The organism is Burkholderia pyrrocinia (genome assembly GCF_022809715.1).
Taxonomy (GTDB): Bacteria; Pseudomonadota; Gammaproteobacteria; order Burkholderiales; family Burkholderiaceae; genus Burkholderia; species Burkholderia pyrrocinia_C.
In genome coordinates this window covers 1,792,038-1,814,494 of the sequence record NZ_CP094459.1, presented here as the reverse complement: position 1 = coordinate 1,814,494, position 22,457 = coordinate 1,792,038, and the positions used below count along the sequence as shown (strand labels likewise).

General features: G+C 70.7%; 9 protein-coding genes. All 9 read right to left on the bottom strand.

Annotation, left to right across the window (positions count from 1 at the left end; translation table 11 throughout):
• Positions 1–417, bottom strand: coding sequence for a PIN domain-containing protein (locus MRS60_RS08440; protein ID WP_243565581.1), 417 nt, complete (start codon positions 415–417; stop codon positions 1–3).
• Complete coding sequence (gene vapB, locus MRS60_RS08435; protein ID WP_175749502.1) at positions 414–677, bottom strand: type II toxin-antitoxin system VapB family antitoxin; 264 nt, start codon at positions 675–677, stop codon at positions 414–416. The genes MRS60_RS08440 and vapB overlap by 4 nt, the downstream gene beginning before the upstream one ends.
• Positions 678–927: 250 nt before the next feature.
• Positions 928–1,944, bottom strand: a complete 1,017-nt coding sequence (locus tag MRS60_RS08430) for a GNAT family N-acetyltransferase (protein WP_034184277.1) — start codon at positions 1,942–1,944, stop codon at positions 928–930.
• A complete protein-coding gene (locus MRS60_RS08425) occupies positions 1,944–2,783 on the bottom strand; it encodes a formyltransferase family protein (protein WP_243565580.1) in 840 nt (279 codons plus the stop codon). Before MRS60_RS08425 ends, MRS60_RS08430 begins: the two co-directional genes overlap by 1 nt.
• Positions 2,784–2,869: 86 nt before the next feature.
• On the bottom strand, positions 2,870–5,122 hold the full coding sequence (locus MRS60_RS08420; RefSeq protein ID WP_243565579.1) for a TonB-dependent siderophore receptor: 2,253 nt from the start codon (positions 5,120–5,122) through the stop codon (positions 2,870–2,872).
• 22 nt (positions 5,123–5,144) lie between these two features.
• Positions 5,145–6,521, bottom strand: a complete 1,377-nt coding sequence (locus MRS60_RS08415) for a lysine N(6)-hydroxylase/L-ornithine N(5)-oxygenase family protein (protein ID WP_243565578.1) — start codon at positions 6,519–6,521, stop codon at positions 5,145–5,147.
• A 32-nt stretch (positions 6,522–6,553) separates the two neighbouring features.
• Complete coding sequence (locus tag MRS60_RS08410) at positions 6,554–7,588, bottom strand: GNAT family N-acetyltransferase (protein WP_034184146.1); 1,035 nt, start codon at positions 7,586–7,588, stop codon at positions 6,554–6,556.
• Entirely contained in the window at positions 7,578–12,557 is a 4,980-nt protein-coding gene (locus MRS60_RS08405; protein WP_243565577.1) for a non-ribosomal peptide synthetase, read from the bottom strand. The genes MRS60_RS08410 and MRS60_RS08405 overlap by 11 nt, the downstream gene beginning before the upstream one ends.
• 9 nt (positions 12,558–12,566) lie before the next feature.
• The gene (locus MRS60_RS08400) at positions 12,567–22,232 is read right to left on the bottom strand and encodes a non-ribosomal peptide synthetase (RefSeq protein WP_243565576.1); all 9,666 of its coding nucleotides are present in this window, start codon (positions 22,230–22,232) and stop codon (positions 12,567–12,569) included.
• Between the last annotated feature and the right edge of the window lie 225 nt (positions 22,233–22,457).

Genomic DNA, 22,457 nt, shown 5'->3' with positions numbered 1-22,457 from the left:
TCAGGCCGCCCAGTCTTCGAGCGACAACCCGGCAACACGGCCGAATTCGCGGCCGTTGTTCGTGACGAGCACCGCGCCGGCCGCGATCGCGTGCCCGGCGATCGACGCATCGTTCGCGCCGATCGGCGTGCCGCGCACGGCGAGATCCGCGCGAATCGCGGCCGTTGCGTCGACGGCCGCCGTATCCCACGACAGCACGCCATCCAGCCGCGAAACAAACGCCGTCACGAGTTCCGCATGCTTCGGCGACGCTTTCCTGCCGACCGCGCCGAACCGCATTTCGGCATAGGTGATTGCCGACACGACGATCCGGTGCTGAGCGTTGACGCACGACTGCAACCGCGACAGCACCACGGGCGGCCGCTCGCGCATGATGAACGAACAGATGTTCGTATCGAGCATGTAGAGCGTGGTCACCGGCCGGACTCCGTCGGCGCGCCGGCGTCACCGGACAGGTCGAAGCGGCCGGATTCGATGACGGCCGGGCGGTCGGCGAGGAAATCGGCGTCGGCCAGCGGTTCGTTCGCGAACGACAGCCACGTGGGGCGCACGGGGCGCAGCAGCAGCGTGTCGCCCTCGCGGCGGATCTCGAGTTCCGTCACCCCCTCGAACTCCATGTCCTTCGGGATGCGAATTGCCTGATTACGGGCGTTCTTGAAAATGGAAACGGTGCGCATGAGCCACTCCATGGGAGTACGATGCGCCCATTTTAGACATATGTCGGCATATGTCAATTTGAGGTAGCGCGAATCGGACGTCGCGCCCCACGTTGTCACGGGTGTTTTTGCCATGCTGCCAGCCTGTCGTCGATGAGAAGAGTGATTCATTCTTCACGACGCAGGCCGTGCGGTCCATATTCCGGACGGCCGATGCTGGCGCGATGCACGGCCGCGCGCAGCGTCGCGCCGACGCTGCACGCCCGCCCCGTCACGGCAACCGGAAAGTGTCGAAGAATGTATCGCGCTCGATCACGGTGAGCGCCGCGCGCTTGTGCGGGAAGTCGAATTCCTTCAGCGTATAGAACCCGAGCCGGTGCATGTACGCGATGTGCCGCACGTGATCGACGCGCGGCTCGCCGACGAGCCGCTGCGTGCGCGGTTCGTCGACGAACATGTAGTGCAGCACCCCGCTCCACCACGCATGCAGCTTGCCCGCGCTCTGGAAGCGCGAGTCGCCGATCAGCAGGTGCAGCCCGCGATCGTAGTCGTGCGCGTCGTAGAACGGCGCGAGGCGGTCCTCCTTCGCCCAGTAGAACTCGAAATAGCCGAACGGCGTGTCGTCGAAATAGCCGATCATCGGGTGCATGTGCGGATCGGCGAGCCGCTCGGCGAGATACGCCGCATGCTCGTCGCGCGTGCCGCGCTGGTCCCAGAACTGCGCGACGCGATCGAGGTTCATCCAGCCGCTGAACAGGTCCGCGTGCGCGTCGATGTCGACGGTGCGCAGGCTGAACGTCATCCCGACCTGCGGCATGGTGCGCGCATAGATCTCGCCGGCCGGCGACGGCGGCCGCACCGGGTGCCGGTGGCCGTTCGTGATCGCGTAGCGCAGCGGCATCCCGCTCGACGCGGGCGCCCTCAGCCACGGCCGCGGGTTCTGCCAGAACGTCGTGCGCGACACGTTCAGGCGCAGCGTGTCGCCGGCGACCTGCGCGCCGTCGATCACGCCCTCGCGCACCGCGCGCGCCACGTACGACGCGACGGCCGCCGCACTGGCGCCGCCGAGCGGCACCGAGATCGTTGCCGAGTCGTACCGCGTGTCGGTGTTGAACAACGGGACGAACGCCGCAAGCAGCCAGTCCGGCGAGTCGTCGGGATGCCAGGCGTCGAGCGTGTGCTCGGCGACCTGCGTCGCCTGGCCATGCGCGGCACCGTCGAGCGCGGCGGCCACCTCGCCTTCGACGGCATCCGCGGCGCCGGCCGGTTTCGTCAGCGTGTCTTCCATCACAGTGCTCCCGCGTCGTGGCGGTCGGCGAGCACGTGAAGCCCCCGCTCGAGCGCCGGAAACAGGCTGCGCTGGAAGTTGTTCCAGCGCAGTTCGAGAATCGTGTCGTCCGGCGCGATCGGCGTGTCGAGCACGTCGCAGATCACCTCGCCGGAATCGATGCCGTTGTCGACGTAGTGGAACGACGCCCCCGTCATCGTCACGGGCTCGACCGACGACGTCGCGCCGCTCGCCCAGTCGACCCGTTCGCCGCGTGCGCCGTGCAGCGCGTCGAGCGTCGCCCACGCGCCGCGCCGCTGGTACGGCGAACCGTCGGCCGTGATGCCCGGGTGGATGTTCGCGATGCGCCGGTGAAAGCGCGCACCGGGCCGCACGAGTTCGTCGAGGATCACGAGCAGCCCGTCGAGCACGACGACGTCGGCGTCGAGTTCGAGCAGGCGCTCGAGCAGGCGACGCTCGAACGCCTGTTTGCCTGCCACCCGTTCGCGCGCGTCGCGCGGCAGCCGCCGGTACGTCGACGCAATCGTGCAGAACAGTTCGTCGACCGGCCGGCCCTGCACCGTCAACCCGTCCGGCAGGATCCACGGCCGGCCCGGCGTGCGTGCGAAGCCGTAGTCGGCCACCTTCGCGCGATCGGCCGGCGAACCGTCGTCGTCGTCGACGATCACGCCCTTGAGCGTGTAGCGCTCGCCGAGCGACGAGTCGTTCAGGCGCTCGACGAGGAATTCGAGCGGCGCCTTCATGTAGCGCGTGCCGCCCTGATAAGCGACCGGCTGGCCGGCGCGATCGGCCGCGCCGTTGCGCAGCGACTGGATGTAGACGAGATTTTTCTTCGGCATGGATGCGTCGTGGAAAAGCGGACGAAGGCGCCGCGGCCGTCCCGCGCCGGCCACGAAGGCCGGCCGGCGGGCCGCGGCGCGCAACGTCACCAGTTGTATTTCGCGGTCGCGATCACCGTGCGGTCGGTGCCGAAAACGCAGACGTTGGCCGACTGGCAACCGCTGATGTAGTGGCGGTTGGCCAGGTTGGTCCCGTTCACGGCGAAGCGCCAGTTACGCGTGTCGTAATGCACGCCCGCGTCGAACAGCGTGACGCTCGACACCGTCAGCGAGTTGTCGGCCGCACCGGCCGACGCGCTCTGGTAGCGAACGCCGCCGCCGAGGCCGAAGCCCGCGAGCGGCCCCGTGTGCCACGTCCAGTCGGCCCACATCGACGCCATCTGGCGCGGACGCGGAATGTCGACCGGCCAGTTGTTCAGCGACACGTCGTTCGCCTTCACGTTCTTCACGTCCTGGTACACGTACGACGCGATCAGCGACAGGTTCCGCGTGACCTTGCCGGTCGCGCTCAGCTCGATCCCGCGCGAACGCACTTCACCGGTCTGCACCGACTTCGTGCCGGTATCGTCCTGACTCGGCAGCGCCGGCGTGATCCCGTTGGTCTGGTTGATCTGGTAGATCGCAGCATTCAGCATCAGGTTCTTGCCGGGCGGCTGCCAGCGCAGGCCGGCCTCGATCTGCTTGCCGCGGGTCGGCTGCGGCAGCCCGCCGCCGAGCAGGTTCACGCCGATCAGCGGGTTGAACGACGTCGCGTAGCTGACGTACGGCGACAGCCCGTAGTCGCCCTGGTACGTGAGGCCGACGCGGCCGGTGAACGCCGTGACGTCCGCCTTCGTCTGCGTACCGCCCGCGCGGTCGTCCATCCGCATGTTGACCCAGTCCTCGCGGCCGCCGAGCGTCAGCGTCCAGCGGTTCCACTTGATCTGGTCCTGCGCGTACAGGCCGAACGTGTTCATCGTCGTGTACGTGTTGGTGCGGAACGTCGACGCCGGATCGAACACCGCCGTCGTCACCGGCGTGTACACCGGGTTGTAGATGTTCAGCGGCGGCGCCGCGGCCAGCCATTCGCTGTCGGTCGCGGTCTGGCGGTTGTACTGGAAGCCGAGCAGCAGCGTGTGCTGGAGCGGGCCCGTCGCGAAACGGCCTTCCACGTTGTTGTCGATGTCGAAGCGGCTGTAGTTCATCTGGAACACGCCGGCCCAGCGCGACACGTCGGTCGTGCTGCCGTCGACGAAGCCGTTGCCGAACACCGAGCCGTTGTCGAGCGACAGGTGCATCAGGCGCACGTTCTGCCGGAACTTCCACGCCGAAGTCAGGTTCTGCTCGAACTGGTAACCGACCGACCACTGCTTCTTGCGGTAGTAGTTGAAGTTCGGGTCGCCTTCGTACACATCCTTGTTGATCTGGCCGTTCGGGTTCGGCAGCACCGTGCCCTGCGCCGGCAGGAAGTTCGACGAGATGTCGCCCCAGTCCTGCAGGTACGTCGCGGACAGCGTCAGCGACGTATCCGCGTTCGGGCGCCAGCGGAACGACGGCGCGAGCGCGACGCGCTGGTCGTTGTTCGGGCCGGTCAGCGCATTGCCGTCGCGCGCGACGCCGACGAACCGGTACGCGTACTTGCCGTCCGCGTCGAGCTTGTCGCCGACGTCGATCATGAACTGCTTGCGCGCATAGTTGCCGATCTGCACCCCGGCTTCGCGCACGCGCTCGCCGTCGGCGAGCTTGGTCTGCACGTCGATGATCGCGCCGGGATCGCCCGCGCCGTACAGCACCGAAGTCGGTCCGCGCAGCACGGTGATGCTGTCGATCATGTACGGATCGACGCGCCAGCTCGCGAGGTTGATCGTGTTCGGCACCTGCAGCCCGTTCACGTAGGCGGTCGGCGTGAAGCCGCGCAGCGCCGCGTACCAGTCCGAACGGTTGTCCGAACCGTACGACGAGAAGCCCGGCACGTAGCGCAGCGCCGCGTTCACGTCGGTCGCGCCGGTCATCTCGATCTGCTGCGCGGTGACGACGTTGATCGTCTGCGGAATCTCGTTGATCGGCGTGTCGGTCTTCGTGCCGGTCCTGCTGCGCTTCGCGACGAGCCCGACGGTGCCGTCGCCTTCCGAGGCCGCGTTGACGGTGATCGCCGGCAGCGTGCCGTTCGGCGCGCCGTTCGTCGTGCCGTTCTGCGCACTGCTGGCCGACGCCGCGGCGCCTGCGTTCACGGCCGGCGCCGTCTGGGCGTAAGCCTGCCCCGCCGCAGCCGCACCGAACGCCACGCTCGCCGCGGCTGCGATCGCACGCAAACGCGTGCCTGTTGCCCACTCCATCTTTCTCTGCTCCACTTTTTTCATGCGGTCTCCGACCGCGCCTTTGTCAAAGAGCGAAAGCCATCCGGCCCGCGCTCACCCCGTTTTCCTGTCGTTTTTCGTGCGACTCCCGAGCCGCGCCATCGTCATGGGCGGGCGCGAGCCCGTCTTCGAGCGACGCGCAGATCTCGTCCGCGCGGCGTGCCAGTACCGACAGCAGCGTGTCGGACAAGCCGTGGCTGTCTTCGCAGCAGCCTTGCAGGTAGATGCGCGGCGCGAAGTGCTCGGGCGTCGCGAGCAGGTAGTCGCGCGTCACGTCGCCGCGCGTGAGCGCATCGCCCAGGTGCGGCGCGAGCCCTTCGAGCAGTGCGGAATGCGTGTCGCGGCGATAGCCGGTCGCAAGCACGAGCGCGTCGAAGCGCTCGACCCGCGTGGCGCCGCTCATCCGGTCGCGCAGCGTCAGCTCGATGCGGCCGTCGCCGGTGCGCACCGCGGCCTCGATCGCGCTGTTCGCGAGCAGCGCATGACGCAGCGTGCCGTCGATGCGCTGCAGGTACAGCATTTCGTAGATCTGCTCGATCAGCGGCCGGTCGACTACTGCGTAGTTGGTGTCGCGATAGCGTTCGAGCAACGCGCGGCGCGCGTCGTGCGGCTGCGCATAGACGACATCGGTGAACTCGGGACTGAAGATCTCGTTGACGAACGGGCTGTCGTCGGCCGGCTTCAGCGCACCTGCGCGCATCACGAGGTTCGCGTCGACATGCGGGAAGCGGCGCGCGAGGTCGATGAACACCTCGGCCGCGCTCTGCCCCGCGCCGATCACCGCGACGCGACGGCGTTCGCCGTCCGGCGACGCGACGAGCCGGTCGATGTCGGTCAGATAGGATGACGAATGGATCACGCGGTCGCGGCCGAGCGCGGCGAACGCATCCGGAATCGCCGGCGTGCCGCCGACGCCGACCGACAGCGCGCGCGTGACGCGCTGGCGCTCGTGGCCCGCGGCATCGCGCGACAGCACGCGCAGCGCGTCGATCCGCGCACCGTCGCCGCGCACCGGTTCGATCGCCAGCACGGTCTCGCTGTAATGGACGCGATCGTCGAACGCATCGGCGACCCAGCTCAGGTAGTCGTGGAATTCGACGCGGGTCGGATAGAAGTTCTTCAGGTTGACGAATTCGTTCAGGCGGCCGCGTTCGAACAGGTAGTTGATGAACGTGTAGCGGCTTTTCGGATCGCGCATCGTCACGAGATCCTTCAGAAACGAGATCTGCATCCGGCAGTCGTCGAGCAGCATCCCGCGATGCCAGCCGAATTCCGGCTGGCGCTCGACGAAGCAATGGGCGAACGTGCGTGCGCCGGCGCGCTCCGCGAGGCGAATGGCCAGCGCCAGATTCGACGGCCCGAAGCCGACGCCGATCAGGTCGAATACGGTTTCTCTCTGCATGTCTCAGCTCCCTTGTCGGTGATTCCGGCCCGTCAGACGTGACGACCGGAGAAGAACGTCTCGCGCAGCGTGCGCATCCACAGCGGCTGCGCGTCGGCCAGCGCGAGACGGCGCTGCCGCGCGAAGCCATGCCGCGCGAGATGGTCGGCAACCCGCGCGTGGCCGGCCGGAACGGCACAGCCGACCGCTTCGGTACGCGGGTCGTCGAGAAACAGGTAATGAACGACGGACGGCAGCCAGCCCGCCACGCAATGCGGGCCGCGCCAGCGCGATTCGCCGACCAGCATCCGCAGCCCGCGGTCGTAGTCGCGCGCCGCGACGTGCGGCGCAAGCGCGTCTTCCTTCAGCCAGACCGCCTCGAAGTACGCGAACGGCTCGCCGTCGAAACAGCCGACGAGCGGCGTCACGTGCGGATCGGCGTCGGGTGCGGCCCCTTGCGGGCCGTCCGCGCCGGGCTGCGCGCCCGGCCAGCCGTCGCGCACGCGCGGCTCGTCGAACCAGCGCGCGAGCCGCACGGTGTCCTCCGCCGGCTGCCAGCCGCGCAGCGTGAAGCGCACGCCGAGCGCCGGCAGGTCGCGCGCGTAGACGTCGCCGCGCGGCGCCGGCGGCCGGCGCGGATGACGCCGGCCGTCGGTAAGCATCGGCAGCGTCGCGCACGGCAGGTGCGTGCCGACGAGCCACAGATCGGCCTGCTGCGCCCAGCCGTCGCGCATGCAGCGGCCGCCGTCGGCGAGCACGCCGCTCGCGCGCAGCGCATCGAGCGCGACCGCCGGCCACGCGGCCGGGTCGAGCCGGATCGCCGCGTGATGCGCACCGTCCGAAAACGCCGCGGACAACGCGGCCAGCAGCGCGCGCCGCTGGTCGGCAGGCGCCGCACGATGGTTGTATGCGACGAGGCGCAGCGTGCCGTCGTCGGCGAGTTGTGCGCGCAGCAACTGCGCGCCGATGCCGTGGCCCTGCGCGACGCGGATCTCCGTGCCGTCGCGCGCGGCGAACAGGCCGTCCGCGAATGCGAGGCGGCACGTATCGGGCATCGTGAATCCGTCGGGACGCACTTCAGCCAGCATGGCGCTCCTCCTGTCCTGTTTCCGCGCGTGCATCGAGCCGTGTGCCGAGTGCCGCGAGCGTCGGCGACGCGAACACGTCGGCGACCGTCAGCGCGTGACCGGCACGGCCTGCCGCGTCGATGAAGCGCACGACGTCGAACGACGTCGCGCCGGCTTCGAACAGGTCGGCGCCAGGTTCGGGCGCGGCCGTCGAGAATGTGTCCGACCACAGCGCCGCGAGCACGGCGGCCGTGTGCGACGGCGCGTTGGGCGGTGCTTCTGCGTTCGTCTGTGCAATGAAGTTCGCGTGCGCGACGGCACGCGTATCGGGTGCACCAAGCGCCGCCTCCGATGCACCGGCAAAGCGCGCGACTTCGTCGTGATAGACATCGACCAGCGCATCGACGAAACCGCCGTCGAGCAGTTCGTCCGCATACGAGAACGCGGCGCTCACGCGGCCGTCCGGATGCTCGACGACGTCCAGCTCCAGCGTGAACACGACGCGATGGCGCACGTCGTCGAATTCGGCAAGCAACAGGCCGGCCCAGTCGCGCGCGGCCGCACCCGTCGGGCGCAGGTAGTTGAACATCACCTGGAACAGCGGATTGGCCTGCGCGGCACGCGGCGCGCGCAGCGCCGCGACGACGTCGGCGAACGGCACGTCGGCATGCGCATACGCGGCCAGCGCCGTATCGCGCACGTGGGCGAGCACGTCCGCACGGCGCGCAGCCGGGTCGATCCGCGTACGCACGACGACCGAATTGATGAACAGGCCGAGCGCAGCGCGTGCCGCATCGCCGGTCAGTTCGCGGGTCGACGCGAGCACGCCGACCGGCTGGTCGGCCGCGCCCGTCGCGCGGAACAACGCGGTGTTGAGTGCCGCGTGCAGCAGCATCGGCAGCGTCGCGTGCGCGGCCGATGCGGCGTCGCGTGCGGCGCGAATCAGCGACGCGTCGAATTCGAACGCGATGCGTGCCGCGCGCCATTGCGGCACGGCCGGCGCGTCCGCGCGCTGCGGCAGCACGCGCGACGGCAAATCGGCCAGCGCGTCACGCCAGTACGCGACGCGAGCCGGATGGCACGGTGCGGGCAGCACGAGCGGGGCCGGTTGGACGGCCTCTTCTGCCGGCACGGCGTCGCCGCCTACGCGAGCGACATAGCGCGCACGAACGGCATCGAGCCACAGCTCGATCGATTCGCCGTCCGACACGATGTGATGGATCGTCACCGACAACACGTGGTCATCCGCGCCGAGCCGCAGCACGCATGCGCGCCATAGCGGCGCATCGGCTGCGAGATCGAACGGCGTGAGTGCATCGTCAGCGGTCAACGCCGCCGCGCGGGCAAGCGCATCGGGTTGCGCCGACAGGTCGACGACCGGCAATTCGACCGGCGCCGCCACGTCGATCCACTGGCCCGGCAGCGCGCCGTCGCGAGCGACGAGCCGCGCGCGCAGCGCCGGATGCACGGCCGCCGCATCCGAGAACGCGGCGCGCAGCGCATCGATGTCGAGCGGGCCGCGCATGCGCAGCGCGACCGGGATGTTGTACGCGGCGCTGTCCGGCTGCGCGCGCCACAGGAACCACAGGCCGAGCTGCGCGGGCGACAGCGGCCACACGCCGTTCGCATCGGGTTTGGCCACCGCGACGCCCGGCGCTGCAGCGCCGGCATGCGCGGCGCGCGGCGCGTCGGCCACCTGCAGCGCGTACTGCGCGAGCACGGGCGCCTCGAACAGCGCGCGCACCGGCACGTCGCGGCCGAGCCGTTCGGCCACGCGCGTCGCGACGCGCACGGCGGCGAGCGAATGGCCGCCGAGATCGAAGAAGTGATCGCCACGGCCGACGCGCTCGAGATTCAGCACGTCGCACCAGATCGCCACGAGCGCGGTTTCGTCGCCGTCGCGCGGCGCCTCGTACGCACGTTCGACGCGCACCGGTGCCGGCAGCCGCGCGCGGTCGACCTTGCTGTTCGCGTTGCGCGGCAGCGCATCGAGCACGATCAGTTGCGCGGGCACCATGTAGTCGGGCAGCGTGCGGCGCAGGTGCGCATCGAGCGTCGCGGCTTCGACGGGCTGCGCGGCCGCCCGTGCATCGGCGGTCAGTTCCACATATGCGACGAGCTGCGCAAGCGCGCCCTGCCCGTGCACGACTGCGCACGCTTCGCGCACCGCATCGTGCGCGGCCAGTTGCGCCTCGATTTCGCCGAGCTCGATGCGCAATCCGCGCAGCTTCACCTGGTGATCGACGCGGCCGATGAAGTCGAACACGCCGTCCGCGCGGCGCCGCACGAGGTCGCCGGTGCGGTACAGGCGCGCGCCCGGCGCACCGTACGGATCGGGCACGAAGCGCTCGGCCGTCAGCGCCGGGCGGTCGAGATAGCCGCGTGCGACGCCGATCCCCTCGCCGCCCAGATACAGTTCGCCGATCACGCCGACCGGCAGCGGATGCAGCCGCTCGTCGAGCACGTGTGCGGTGCGCGCGCCGACCAGCGTGCCGATCGGCAGATACGCGGCGTCGCTGAGCGTCGCGAGATCGTCGCCGGGCCGGAACATCCACAGCGTCGGCGTGATGACCGTCTCGGTCGGGCCGTAGCCGTTGACCACACGCACGTTCGGCAGCGCACGGCGCAGCATCGCGAACGCCTCGCGCGACGTCGCCTCGCCGCCGACGGTCAGCGAACGCAGCGTCGGCGGTGCGCCGTGCGCGAGCGCCCATTCGGCGAGCTGCGCGGCGCAGCCGGGCGGCACGTAGGTCATCGTGACGCCGTCGCGGACCATCATCGCGCAGGTCTGTGCGGGCGGCCACAGCACGTCGGCCGTCACCGACACGGCGGCGCCCGACATGTATTGCGAAAACCAGCCTTCGTGCGCGCCGTCGAAGTTGACCGACTGGAACAGCAGGAACACGTCGTTCTCGCCCGCGCCGTAGCGCTCGGCAATCGCCGCGCAGTGCAGCGCGAACGACGCGTGGTCGACGATCACGCCCTTCGGCTTGCCGGTCGAGCCCGACGTGTAGATCGCGTAGGCGGCATGGCCCGGCAGCACGTCGGGCAGCGCGACGCCGGCGGCTTCGTCGAGCGCATCGATTTCGTCGGCGCGCCACACGCGCAGTTCCGGCAGCTCGGGCAACGATGCGGCGCTTGAGCCATCGGTCAGCACGTGCGCGATGCTCGCGTCGCCGACGATCTGCGCGAGCCGTTCGCGCGGATGGGCCGGATCGAGCGGCACGAACGCGGCGCCGGACTTCAGCACCGCGATCAGCGCGACGAGCAGGTCGACCGAGCGCTGCAGCGCGACGCCGACGCGCATCTCGGGCCGCACGCCTGCCGCCACCAGATGACGCGCGAGGCGTGCCGCGCGTGCATCGACCTCGCCGCGCGTCAGTGCACGATCGATATCGGCGACGCCGCGTGCGTCGGGCCGCGCGTGCGCATGTGCGGCAATGCGCGCATGCACGGGCACGAACGGTTCGGCTTCGGTCGCGCCCGCCGGCGCGTTCCACGCAAAGAGCTGCGCGCGCTCGTCGGCGGGCAGCCAGTCGAGATCGCCGGTCGGCAGGTCAGGCCGCGCGAGCGCATCGGCGAGCAGCGTGACGAAGCGCGCGGCCAGCCGCGCGATCGCGTCGGCGTCGAACAGGTCGAGCGCGTAGATGAACGCGGCGTCGAACGTACCGTCGGGCGTTGCCTCGACGGAGAGCGTGAGATCGAATTTCGCGGACGGCGTGCCGGACGGCAGCAACGCGGCGGCTGCCGCGCCGAGCGCCGGCAGCGCGCGGCGCTCGCCGTACGCTGCCATCACCTGGAACAGCGGATGGTGGCTCGCGCTGCGCGGCACGCCGAGCGCATCGACCACCTGCTCGAACGGCACGTCCTGGTGCATCTGTGCGTCGACGAGCGCGCGCTGCGTGCGCGCAACCAGCGACGAGAAATCGCCGCGCGCGGGCACGTCCACGTCGATCGCCAGCGTGTTGACGAAGAAGCCGATCAGGCCGGCGACTTCCGCACGTTCGCGGTTCGCGGCCGGCACGCCGACGCAGATCCGCGCATCGCCGGTCGCGCGCGCGAGCAGCGCATCGAGCGCGGCGAGCAGCACCGCGAACGGCGTCGCACCCGACGCGGCCGCGAACGCACGCAGTTGCGCGCCGATGCGCGCATCGAGCGAAAACACATGGCGAGCGCCGCGCGCACTGCGGCGCGCCGGTCGTGCGGCTGCACCCGGCAGCGTCAGCACGCCGCGCTGCGGATCGAGCCGTTCGCGCCAGAACGCAAGCTGGCGATCGCGTTCCCCGGCGTCGAGCCAGCGGCGCTGCCACAGCGCGTAGTCGGCGTACTGGATCGGCAGCGGCGCGAGCGGCACCGGCTGGTCGGATGCATACGCGCGGTAGAACGCCGCGAGTTCTTCCAGCATCACGCCCGAAGACCAGCCGTCCGACACGATGTGATGCACCGTCAGCGCGAGCCAGTGATGCGTCGCGTCGAAGCGGACCAGATGCGCACGCACGAGCGGCGGCGTGCCGAGATCGAACGGTTCGGCTTCGTCGGCCGTCGCGACGGCCTCCGCGCGCGCGGTGCGCTGCGCATCCGGCAACGCTTCGAGATCGGTTTCGCGCCACGGGCAGCGCAGCGGCGCGTGGATCGTTTGCGCAACACCGTCCTGCGCCTCGTCGAAGGTCGTACGCAACGCTTCATGGCGGGCGATCAGTGCATCGCAGGCAAGACGCAGCGCATGCGCGTCGAGCGGGCCCGTCAGCGCCAGGCGCTCGGTGATGTGATACGCATCGGGCGCATCGATCAGCCGTGCATGCAGCCACAGCCGCGTCTGTGCGAACGACGCCGGCACGCGGTCGCTGCGCGGCGTGCGCGGCGGGATCGGCAGCACGCGGAAGTCGATGCCGGCCGCGCCGAGCTTGTCGATGAACACCGCGCGCTGCGCGTCGGGCAGTTGCGCGAAACGCGTCGCGAGCGCGAGCCAGTCGGGTTGAACCTTCGTCATCCGTCGTCCTTATTGGGTTTCCAGTTCGCCGAGCAGCGCATCGATCGCGCTCGCCGCATCGGTCGCGCCGCGGGCCGCGCAGGCCGCGTCGATCGCTTCCGCGCAGCGCGCGAGCGTGCGTGTGTCGAACAGCGTGCGCAGCGGCAGCGCGAGCCCCCAGTGCAGGTTCGCCTGCGCGTGGGCCTGCGTCGCGAGCAGCGAGTGGCCGCCGAGCAGGAAGAAATCGCCGTCGCGGCCGATCGCATCGACATGCAGCACGCGTTGCCAGATATCCGCGAGCGCACGTTCGGTATCGGTCGCGAGTTCGACGGCTTCGGCCGCTTCGCGCACCGGCGCGGGCAACGCATGACGGTCGCACTTGCCGTTCGGCGTGACGGGCAATGCGTCGAGCTCGATCAGTTGCGACGGCACCATGTAGGCCGGCAGTTGCGCACGCAACGTGTCGAGCAGCGCCGCACGGTCGAGCGAGCCGGCGTCGCCGCGCGCGACATAGCCGATCAATTGCTCGTCGCGCACGATCACGACTGCATCGTTCACGCCGGGCGCCGCGCGCAGCAGCGCCTCGATCTCGCCCGGCTCGATCCGCTGGCCGCGCAGCTTCACCTGCGTATCGACGCGGCCGAGATAGTCGAGCGCGCCGTCGGCGCGCCGGCGTGCGAGGTCGCCCGTGCGGTACATGCGTGCGCCCGGCACGAACGGATCGGGCACGAAACGCTCGGCAGTCAGCGCCGGGCGGCCGAGATAACCGCGCGCCAGCCCCGCGCCCGCGAGATACAGTTCGCCGGTCGCGCCGGCCGGCACCGGCTGCCATGCGGCATCGAGCACGTGCAGTTGCAGGTTCGCGATCGGATGGCCGATCGGCACCGCGGCCGCGTTCGCGTCGTCGGGGCTGCAGGTCCAGTGCGACACGTCGATCGCGGCTTCGGTCGGCCCGTACAGGTTCACGAGCGTCGCGCTCGGCAGCAGCCGTGCGATCTTCGCGACGAGTTCGGGCGCAAGCGCCTCGCCGCTCGCGACGATCAGGCGCACGCTGTCGCATTGCGCGGCGGCCGAGAAATCGTCGAGATACGCGGCGAACGCGGCGAGCATCGACGGCACGAAATGCAGCACCGTCACGCCATGCGCATGAATCGCGGCCGCGAGACGCGCCGGATCGCGATGGTCGCCGGGCGCGGCGATCGCGAGCTTCGCGCCGATCGCCAGCGGCCACACGAATTCCCAGACCGACACGTCGAAACCGAACGGCGTCTTGTGCAGCACGACGTCGTCGCGCGTCAGACGGTATGCGTACTGCATCCACGCGATCCGGTTCGCGAGTGCGCCGTGCGTGTTGCCGGCGCCCTTCGGCTTGCCGGTCGAGCCCGATGTGTAGATCAGGTACGCGAGTCGGGCGTCGTCGATGGCGATGCCCGCAGGCGCTTCTTCATCTTCGTCCGCTTCATCGGCGAGCAGGTCCGCAACCGTCAGCAACTGCGTCGCGGCACCGTCGCCAAGCGCGGCTTCGACCTGCTCGCGCAGGTGCGCCTGCGTAATCGTGACGGCCGGCCGCGCGTCGCGCAGCAGGTACGCGATGCGCTCGGCCGGATAGTCGGGATCGACCGGCAAGTAGGCGGCGCCGGCCTTCAGCACGCCGACGAGCGCCATCACCATGTCGAACGAACGCTCGACGCACAGCGCGACCGGCGTGTCGGGCTGCACACCTCGCCGGCGCAGCGCGGCCGCGATACGCGACGTGCTGATATCGAGTTCCCGATAGGTCGCACGATGCACGCCGCCATGAACGTCCGCGTATTCAAGCGCGATCGCGTCGGGCGTCGCTTGTGCCGCATCGGCGAATTGCAGGTGCAGCGGCTGCCGTTGCGAAGCCGGCCACGCATGCGCGGTGTCCCGCGCAAGCGCCAGCGCGTCGCGGGTTGCGTCGTCGGCGATCGACAGCGTGCCGAGCAGCGCGTCCGGCGTGCGGGCCAGCGCATCGAGCGCGCACGCGAACGCACGGTGCCAGGTCTCGACCTGCCGCGCATCGACGCGCGCGGTGTCGTAGCCGTAGTCGATCGTCAACTCGACACCGCTCTCGATCACGAGCGTCAGCGCAAAATCGGTCGCTTCGATGCTGCGTACGCCGCTCAGCGCAAGCGCGCGCGGATCGGCGTCGCGCGCCGTGTCGTCCACCGGGTAATTCTCGAACACGACCAGCGTGTCGAACAGTGCACCACCCGCGCCGCGCGCCCAACGCTGGATGTCGGCGAGCGGCGTATGTGCATGCTCGGCGGCCGCCGCGTTGTCGCGCTGCAGCGTTTGCAGCCAGTCGGCCGCGCGTTGCTGCGGCGCGGGTGCGGTGATCACCGGCAGCGTGTTGATGAAAAGACCCAGCACCGTGTCGACGTCCGTGAGCGCATCGGGGCGGCCCGCGACGGTCGCGCCGAACGCGACGGCCGGCTGGTGCGTCATCCGCTGCAGCGCGAGTGCCCATGCGCCCTGCACCAGCGTGTTGACCGTCAGCTTCAGTGCGCGCGCCGTCTGCGCGACGCGCGTCATCGCGTCCGCATCGATCGTCGCGCGCCACGTGACCATCTCGGCGTCCGCGCGGTCGGCCGCGCGTTCCGCGATCAGCGTCGGCGCGTCGAGCCGCGCGAGGCGCTCGGTCCAGAAGCGCTCGTCGGCATCGCGGTCGCGCGTGCCGAGCCACGCGATGAAGTCGCGATAGCGCAGCGCCGGACGGCTCGCGAACGGCGACACCGCATCCGGGTCGCGATAGTCGCGCAGCACGTCGGAGAGCAGGCGCGCGGTGCTCCAGCCGTCGAGCAGCACGTGGTGACGCGTCCACACGACGCGCCATGCGTCGTCCGTCACGCGGATCAGCGCAAGCCGCATCAGCGGCGGCTCGCGCCAGTCGAAACCGCGTGCGCGGTCGGCCGCGAGCCATGCGTCGAAATCGGCGTCGAGCGTGTCGCCGCGCGTGCGCCAGTCGAGCTGCTCGACCAGCATCTGCGCGTGGCGATGCACGCACTGCAGCGGCGCGGCTTCGTCGGGCATCACGCTCGTGCGCAGGATGTCGTGGCGAGCGACGGACGCGTCGAACGCGGCCGCGAGGCGGTCGGCATCGAGCGCGGTCGCGTTCGCGACGAGCTGGTTCACGTAGCTCGCGTGGCCGGGCGCGAACAGCGCATGGAACAGGATGCCCTGCTGCATCGGCGACAGCGGATACACGTCGTCGATCGTGCGCCAATCGAGCGGCGTGCGTTCGATCGCCGCCTGCGTGAGGCCGGCGGCCTGCGCGAGCGGGAAATCGCCCGGCGTCGCGCCGCCGCCGCGATGCGCGACGCGCGACGCGCAGGCTTCAACGAGTTCCCGCAGCGCGGCCGCGAAGCGTTCGGCGAACGCGTCGATCGTCGCGCGCTCGAACTGCGGCACGCCATAGACCCAGTGCACTTTCAGCGTGCGTGCGCCGTCGCGGTCCGTATCGAGGTACGCGTGGATCGCGAGCGTATTGCCCAGCGGCCCCCGCGGATCGCGCTCGACGCCGGTGCCGCCGAAACGCGGCACGAGCGTCGCGTCGCGCGGCGCGTCGAACTGGCCGAGATAGTTGAACGTGACGCGCGGGCGCGGCACGGCGGCCAGCGCCGCGCGCGTCGCCGCATCGCCGTAGTGCGCGAGCACGCCGAAGCCGAGCCCCTTGTGCGGCACCGCGCGCAGCGTGTCCTTGACCGCGCACAGCGTGTCGCTCGCAGTCGCTTCGACCGGCAGCGTCACCGGGTAGTGGCTCGTCAGCCAGCCGATCGTGCGGCTCGCGTCCGCATCGTCGAACAGCGCCTCGCGGCCGTGCCCTTCCAGTTCGACGCGGCACGATGCGCCACCGCCGCGTGCGCCGGATAGCGCCAGCGCGAGCGCCGCGCCCAGCAGTTCGATCGTCTGCGTGCGATAGGCCGCATGCGCATCGGTCAGCGCCGCGCGGGTCAATGCCGCGTCGATCGTCTGCACGACGACGGCTGCATCGGCATTCGTCGCCGCTGCGTCCGGATGATCGGGCACGAGGTCGCCGCCCTGCGCCATCCCGGCCCAGTACGCGGCTTCGGCTACAAACGGCGATGCCGGTTCCGTCGCGGCGCGCGCGAGTCGTGCGGCCCATGCATCCGCGCGCAGGCCCGGCTGCGACAGCCGGACCGGCGTGCGGTTGCATGCGGCGCGGTAGGCCGTGTCGAGGTCGTCGAGCAGGATGCGCCACGACACGCCGTCGACGATCGCGTGGTGAATCGCGAGATAAAGCTGCGTCGAGCCGTCCGGCAGCCGTGCCGCGCACGCGCACGCGAGCGGCCCGCGGCCGAGGTCGAGACGGCGCTGCAATGCGTCGAAGCGCGCGAGCGCGTCGGCTTCGTCGCGTGCGGCGACTTCGACGAACGGCAGCGCATCGTATGGCTTAGCGGCATCGCTCGCGTGCCACGTGCCGTCCGCACCAAGCGCGAAGCGCTGGCGGAACGCGTCGTGATGCGTCAGCAACGCATCGAATGCGCGCGCGAACGCGTCCGCGTCGAACGGCCCGCGCACGTCGAACGCGACCGACTGGTTCCAGTGGCCGCGCTGCGGGACGTCGAGCGCGAAGAAGCGTTGCTGCGCGGGCGTCAGGATTGGCGCGGCAGCCGGCGTCGCCACTGCGGTTGCGATTGCAGGCTGCGCGGTAGGAGTCACGTCCTCGGTCTTCGCGATGCGTGCGAGTTCGGCCACCGTCGGGTTGTCGAACAGTTGCTTCGGCGTGAAGCGCACGCCGCGCTTGCGCGCACGAGCGATCACCTGCAGCACGAGGATCGAATCGCCGCCGAGTTCGAAGAAGTTGTCGTCGCGGCCCACCTGCGGCGCCTTCAGCACGGCCTGCCAGACTTCGGCGAGCACCGTTTCGACCGCGCCCTGCGGCGCATCGCCGGACGCGATCGCGACCGGCGCGGCCGCCAGTTCGCGCAGCGCCGCGCGATCGATCTTGCCGTTCGCGGTCACCGGCAGGCGCGCGAGCACGACGAGCTGCGCGGGCACCATGTAGTCGGGCAGCTTCGCGGCAAGCGCCGCGCGCATCGCGGCCTCGTCGAATGCCGCGCCGTCGCGCATCACGACGAAGGTCGCGAGCCGCAGGCGGCCGTCGTACTCGATCGCAAGCGTTTCGGCTTGCGCGACCGGGCCGGCCGCGCGCACGGCTGCACTCACCTCGCCCGGTTCGACGCGGTAGCCACGGATCTTCACCTGGTCGTCGATGCGGCCGAGGAACGCGAGACGGCCGTCCGCGCGCAATCGCACGCGGTCGCCGGTGCGATACAGCCGCGCGCCGGGCGTGAACGGATCGGGTACGAAGCGTTCGGCGGTCTGCGCCGGACGCCCGAGGTAGCCGCGCGCGACGCCCGGCCCGCCCAGATACAGCTCGCCCGTCGCGCCGGCCGGCACGCATGCGCCGAACGCATCGAGCACCAGCGCGCGCGCATTCGGCAGCGGCAGGCCGAGCGGCACGCCGCTCGCGGGATCGCGCGCATCGGCGGCAATCGACGCCGTGTCGCACGCAATTGCGCCGACCGTCGCTTCGGTCGGCCCGTAATGGTTGATCACGCGGCAGGCCGGCGCGAGCGCGGCCAGGCGCGCAACGAGCGCCCACGTGAGCGTTTCGCCGCCCGTCACGAGCGCGTGGCGCGGCAGCACGTCGGCCGGCACGCGCGCGTCGAGCAGCGCCTGCAGGTGGCTCGGCACGATCTTCAGCACGCCGACGTCGCGGCGGCGCATCTCGTCCGCGAACAGGTCGGGATCGAACGCACACGCGGCCGGCAGCAGGTGCAGCGTGCGGCCCGCGCACAGCGCGCCGAACAGCGTCGTGTGGCCGAGGTCGGCCGCGACGGTCGACACCATCGCGAACGATGCGTCCGGCGCGAACGCGAGTTCGTCGAGCATCCCCTGCACGTAGTCGGCCAGTGCGCCGTGCGACACGACGACGCCCTTCGGCGTGCCGGTCGAGCCCGATGTATAGATCAGGTACGCGCCCTGTTCCGGATGCGGTGCGACGCGCACGCCGGTTGCATGCGCGAGCGTCGCGTCCTGTGCGAGCGTATCGACGTCGAGCGGCTGAGCGTCGATGCCGGCCGGCCACGCGGCCGTATCCGCGACGAGCGCCCAGCGCGCGCCGCAGTCGGCTGCCGCCGCGGCGAGTCGTGCGGCCGGCTGTGCGGGATCGAGCAGCACGACGAGCGCACCGGCCTTCAGCGCGCCGAGCAGGCCGACGACGAAGCGCGCCGAACGTTCGATGCAGACGATGACGGACGCTTCGGCGGCGACACCGCGCTGCGTCAGCGCACGCGCGATTCGGTTCGACGCATCGTCGAGTTCGGCGAACGTCAGCGACGCCGACGCATCGGCGAGCGCGACGCGATGCGGATACGCGGCCGCCTGTCGCGCGAACGCGGCGACGATATCGGCATGTTCGACGCTCAGCGCGCGGCCGTCGCGCGGCTGGCGCAATGCGGCCGATGCGTCGCACGGCAGCGCGGCCGTCGCGCGTTGCGGATCGTGCGCGGCCGCGCCGACGAGCGCCGCATAGCTGTCGAGCCACGCGCGTGCGGTGTCGGCGTCGATGCAGTCGGTCGCATAGGCCGCGACCAGTTCGATCCCGTTCGCGTCGTCGGTGAAATCCAGCGCGAAGTCGAAACGCGCGGCCAGATCGGGCCCCGGCGTAGCAACAGCGATCGCACCCGGCAGCACGCTGTCGTGCCGCGCGTCGAACTGCTGCGCGAATTTCACGCGCAGCCATTCGTCGCCGCGCTTGACCGGCGGCTTCGCCGCATCGACGACACGCTCGAACGGCACGTCCTGGTGCGCGACCGCGTCGAGCGCCGCCGTGCGCGCCGCGTCGACGAGCGCGCGGAACGGCAGCGTCGGCGCCACGCGCACGCGCAGCGCGACCGTATTCAGGAACAGCCCGAGCAACGCGCGCGTTTCAGCGCGCTGGCGATGCGCGACCGGCACCGCGACGACGACGTCCGTTTCGCCGGTCAGACGCGACAACCATGCGTCGAGCGCGGCCAGCAGCACCGTGAAGACGGTGGCCTGCGCGTCGCGCGCGAGTTGCCGCACGTCGGCCGCAACCGCGTCGGGCAGGCGCACCGACACGCGTGCACCCTGCAGCGTACGCACAGCGCCCGGCTGACGGTCGACCGGCAGCGCGATCGGGCCCGGCACGTCGCGCAATGCGCCGCGCCAGTAATCGAGCTGGCGTTCGCCCTCGCCGCCGGCCAGCATGTCGCGCTGCCAGTCCGCGTAGTCGGCGTACTGGATCGGCAGATCAGGCAGCGACGGTTCTCGGCCTTCCGCATACGCGCTGTATGCAGCCGACAGTTCGTCGAACGCGCAGCGCGAGCTCCAGCCGTCGGTGATCGCGTGATGCGCGGTCAGCAGCAGGCGGTGACGGTCGTCGGCGAGTGCGACGAGCGTCGCGCGCAGCAGCGGGCCGCGTGCGAGATCGAACGGTTCGGCCGCATCGCGCTCGGCGAGCCGCGCGGCTTGTGCGTCGCGCGCGGCCGGCGGCTGGTCGCGCAGGTCGATGTCGGCGATCGACACCGGCAGATGCGCATGAATCCGCTGCATCACGATGCCGTCGTCGTTGTCGACGAGCGTCGTGCGCCACGCCTCATGACGCCCGATCACGTGATCGAGCGCGCGCTGCAGCGCGTCGCGATCGAGCGTGCCGTCGAGCGTCCAGTGCGCGGCGATGTGATACGCGGCGCTCGCATCGCGCGTTTGCGCGAGCACCCAGAAGCGTTGCTGCGCGAGCGACGCCGCACGGTCGACGTGCGGCGCGCCCGATGCGACCGTATCGGCCGGCGCGCGACGCGCGGAAATGGCGGCCAGCGGCTCGCCTGTCTCGCGTTCCGCGCGATCGACCGTTTCGGCCAGTTCGGCGAGCGCCGGATCGGCGAACAGCGTATCGAGCCGCAGGTTCACGCGCGATGCGGCGCGAATCGCGGCCTGCAACTGCATCGCGGCGAGCGAATCGGCACCCAGCGCGAAGAAACGGTCGTCGCGCGACGGCGCGGCGTCGAGGCCGAGCAGCGTCTGCCAGAGGCCGGCGAGCTGCTGCTCGGTCGGCGTGCGCGGCGCGGCGCCGGCACCTTGCGTCGTGTCGCGCGCGGCGGCAATCCGCTCGCGCAGCGCGGCACGGTCGATCTTGCCGTTCAACGTATACGGCAGCGCATCGCAACGTACGAACCGGTGCGGTTGCCATGCGGCCGGCAGCTGCGTGGCAACGTGCGCCTTCAGTGCCGCATCGTCGGCCGCCGCGCGCAGCGCGACGCATGCGATCAGCCGCGTCGGTCCGTTGCCGGCTTCGGCGACCACCGCCGCGTCGGCCACGGCCGGATGCGAGCGCAGGCACGCGGCGATTTCCGCGGGCTCCACGCGCACGCCGCGCACCTGGACCTGGTCGTCGAGGCGGCCGAGATAGTCGAATGCGCCGTCGTCGCGCAGGCGGGCGAGATCGCCCGTGCGGTAGACGCGCGCACCCGGCTCGCCGTCCGGATCGGGAATGAAGCGTTCGGCCGTCAGCGCCGGGCGGCCGTGATAGCCGCGCGCGATGCAGACGCCGCCGAGCAGCAGCTCGCCCACGCCAGCGGCCTCATTGCCGTCAATGCGCGCGACGCGCGGGCCGATCACGCGGCCGATCGGCAGCGACGCATACGCGTCGTCGGCGGCCAGCACGGGCGCTTCGCCCGGTTCGACCGGCCACAGCATCGGCGAGATCACGGCCTCGGTCGGCCCGTAGCCGTTGATCAGGCGTACCGACGGGAACGTGCGGCGCACGAACTCGAATGCCTGCTGCGGCAGCGCTTCGCCGCCGAACGCGAGCACGCGCAATGCCGGCGGCACGCCGTCGCGCGCGGCGACAGCCGCGAATTCGCGCAGGTACGCGGGCGGGAACGCGGCGACGTTGACCGATTCGCGCACCATCAGCGCATGCGCTGCGTCGGGCGCGAACGGCTGCGGCGGCGCCACGACGATACTGGCGCCGATCGCGAGCGGCGCGAGCCAGCACTCATGAGCGGCGTCGAAATTGACCGACGCGAAATGCAGCAGGCGGTCGCCTGCGACGATCGGCAGCGCGGCCGCGAGCGCGTCGCAATGCGCGGCGAGCGGCCCGTGTTCGACGACGACCGCCTTCGGCGTGCCGGTCGAGCCCGACGTATAGATCATGTAGGCGGCCGCACGCGGGTGCACGGGCACGTCTTCGTCATCGGCAGCGAAGTCCTGCTCGCCCACCGCTTCCGCTGCCGCATCGAACGCGTATTCGAACGGCATGCCCAGCGCCGTGCGGCCGGCTTCGTCGACGATGCCGTGCCGCAGTTGCGCATCCTGGATGATCCAGTCGAGGCGCGCGGCCGGATGACGCGGATCGAGCGGCACGAACACGCCGCCCGCCTTCAGCACGGCCAGCAGCGCGACGAACAGCTCGCACGAGCGCTCGACGCAGACGCCGACCCGCACTTCCGCGCCGACGCCGGCCGCGCGCAGTTGCCGGGCCAGCCGCGACGCACGCGCGTCGAGCGCACCGCGCGACAGGCGCAAGTCGTTCCGGAAAGGTACCGCGATTGCAGGTGCGTCGGGCGCGATGCGCGCCAGTTCGCGGATTCGGTGATGCAGCGCAGTCGGGAAACTCGTCATGTGCGTGAAGTCCTTCGGTCCGGCCGCTTAGGCCAAGTCTCGGGGCCGCTTGGGGCGGCTTCACTGGTGTGACGAACGGCGCAGCCGATTTTTTACCGTTTTGCGCTCAAAGTGCGTGCAGCCGATTTTTTTTCATGCGCTGCTAAATATTTGCGCGGCTCGTTCGTCTATCAGGAAGGAAAGCCGGAACGGGCGCACCCCGCCCGCCGCTTTCGCATCGACTTT

Excerpts from the sequence above, each read along its gene's own strand:
- MRS60_RS08430 (WP_034184277.1), bottom strand. The coding sequence starts at position 1,944 with ATGGAAGACACGCTGACGAAACCGGCCGGCGCCGCGGATGCCGTCGAA.
- MRS60_RS08400 (WP_243565576.1), bottom strand. The coding sequence starts at position 22,232 with ATGACGAGTTTCCCGACTGCGCTGCATCACCGAATCCGCGAACTGGCG.
- vapB (WP_175749502.1), bottom strand. The coding sequence starts at position 677 with ATGCGCACCGTTTCCATTTTCAAGAACGCCCGTAATCAGGCAATTCGC.
- MRS60_RS08410 (WP_034184146.1), bottom strand. The coding sequence starts at position 7,588 with ATGCTGGCTGAAGTGCGTCCCGACGGATTCACGATGCCCGATACGTGC.
- MRS60_RS08415 (WP_243565578.1), bottom strand. The coding sequence starts at position 6,521 with ATGCAGAGAGAAACCGTATTCGACCTGATCGGCGTCGGCTTCGGGCCG.
- MRS60_RS08420 (WP_243565579.1), bottom strand. The coding sequence starts at position 5,122 with ATGAAAAAAGTGGAGCAGAGAAAGATGGAGTGGGCAACAGGCACGCGT.
- MRS60_RS08425 (WP_243565580.1), bottom strand. The coding sequence starts at position 2,783 with ATGCCGAAGAAAAATCTCGTCTACATCCAGTCGCTGCGCAACGGCGCG.
- MRS60_RS08405 (WP_243565577.1), bottom strand. The coding sequence starts at position 12,557 with ATGACGAAGGTTCAACCCGACTGGCTCGCGCTCGCGACGCGTTTCGCG.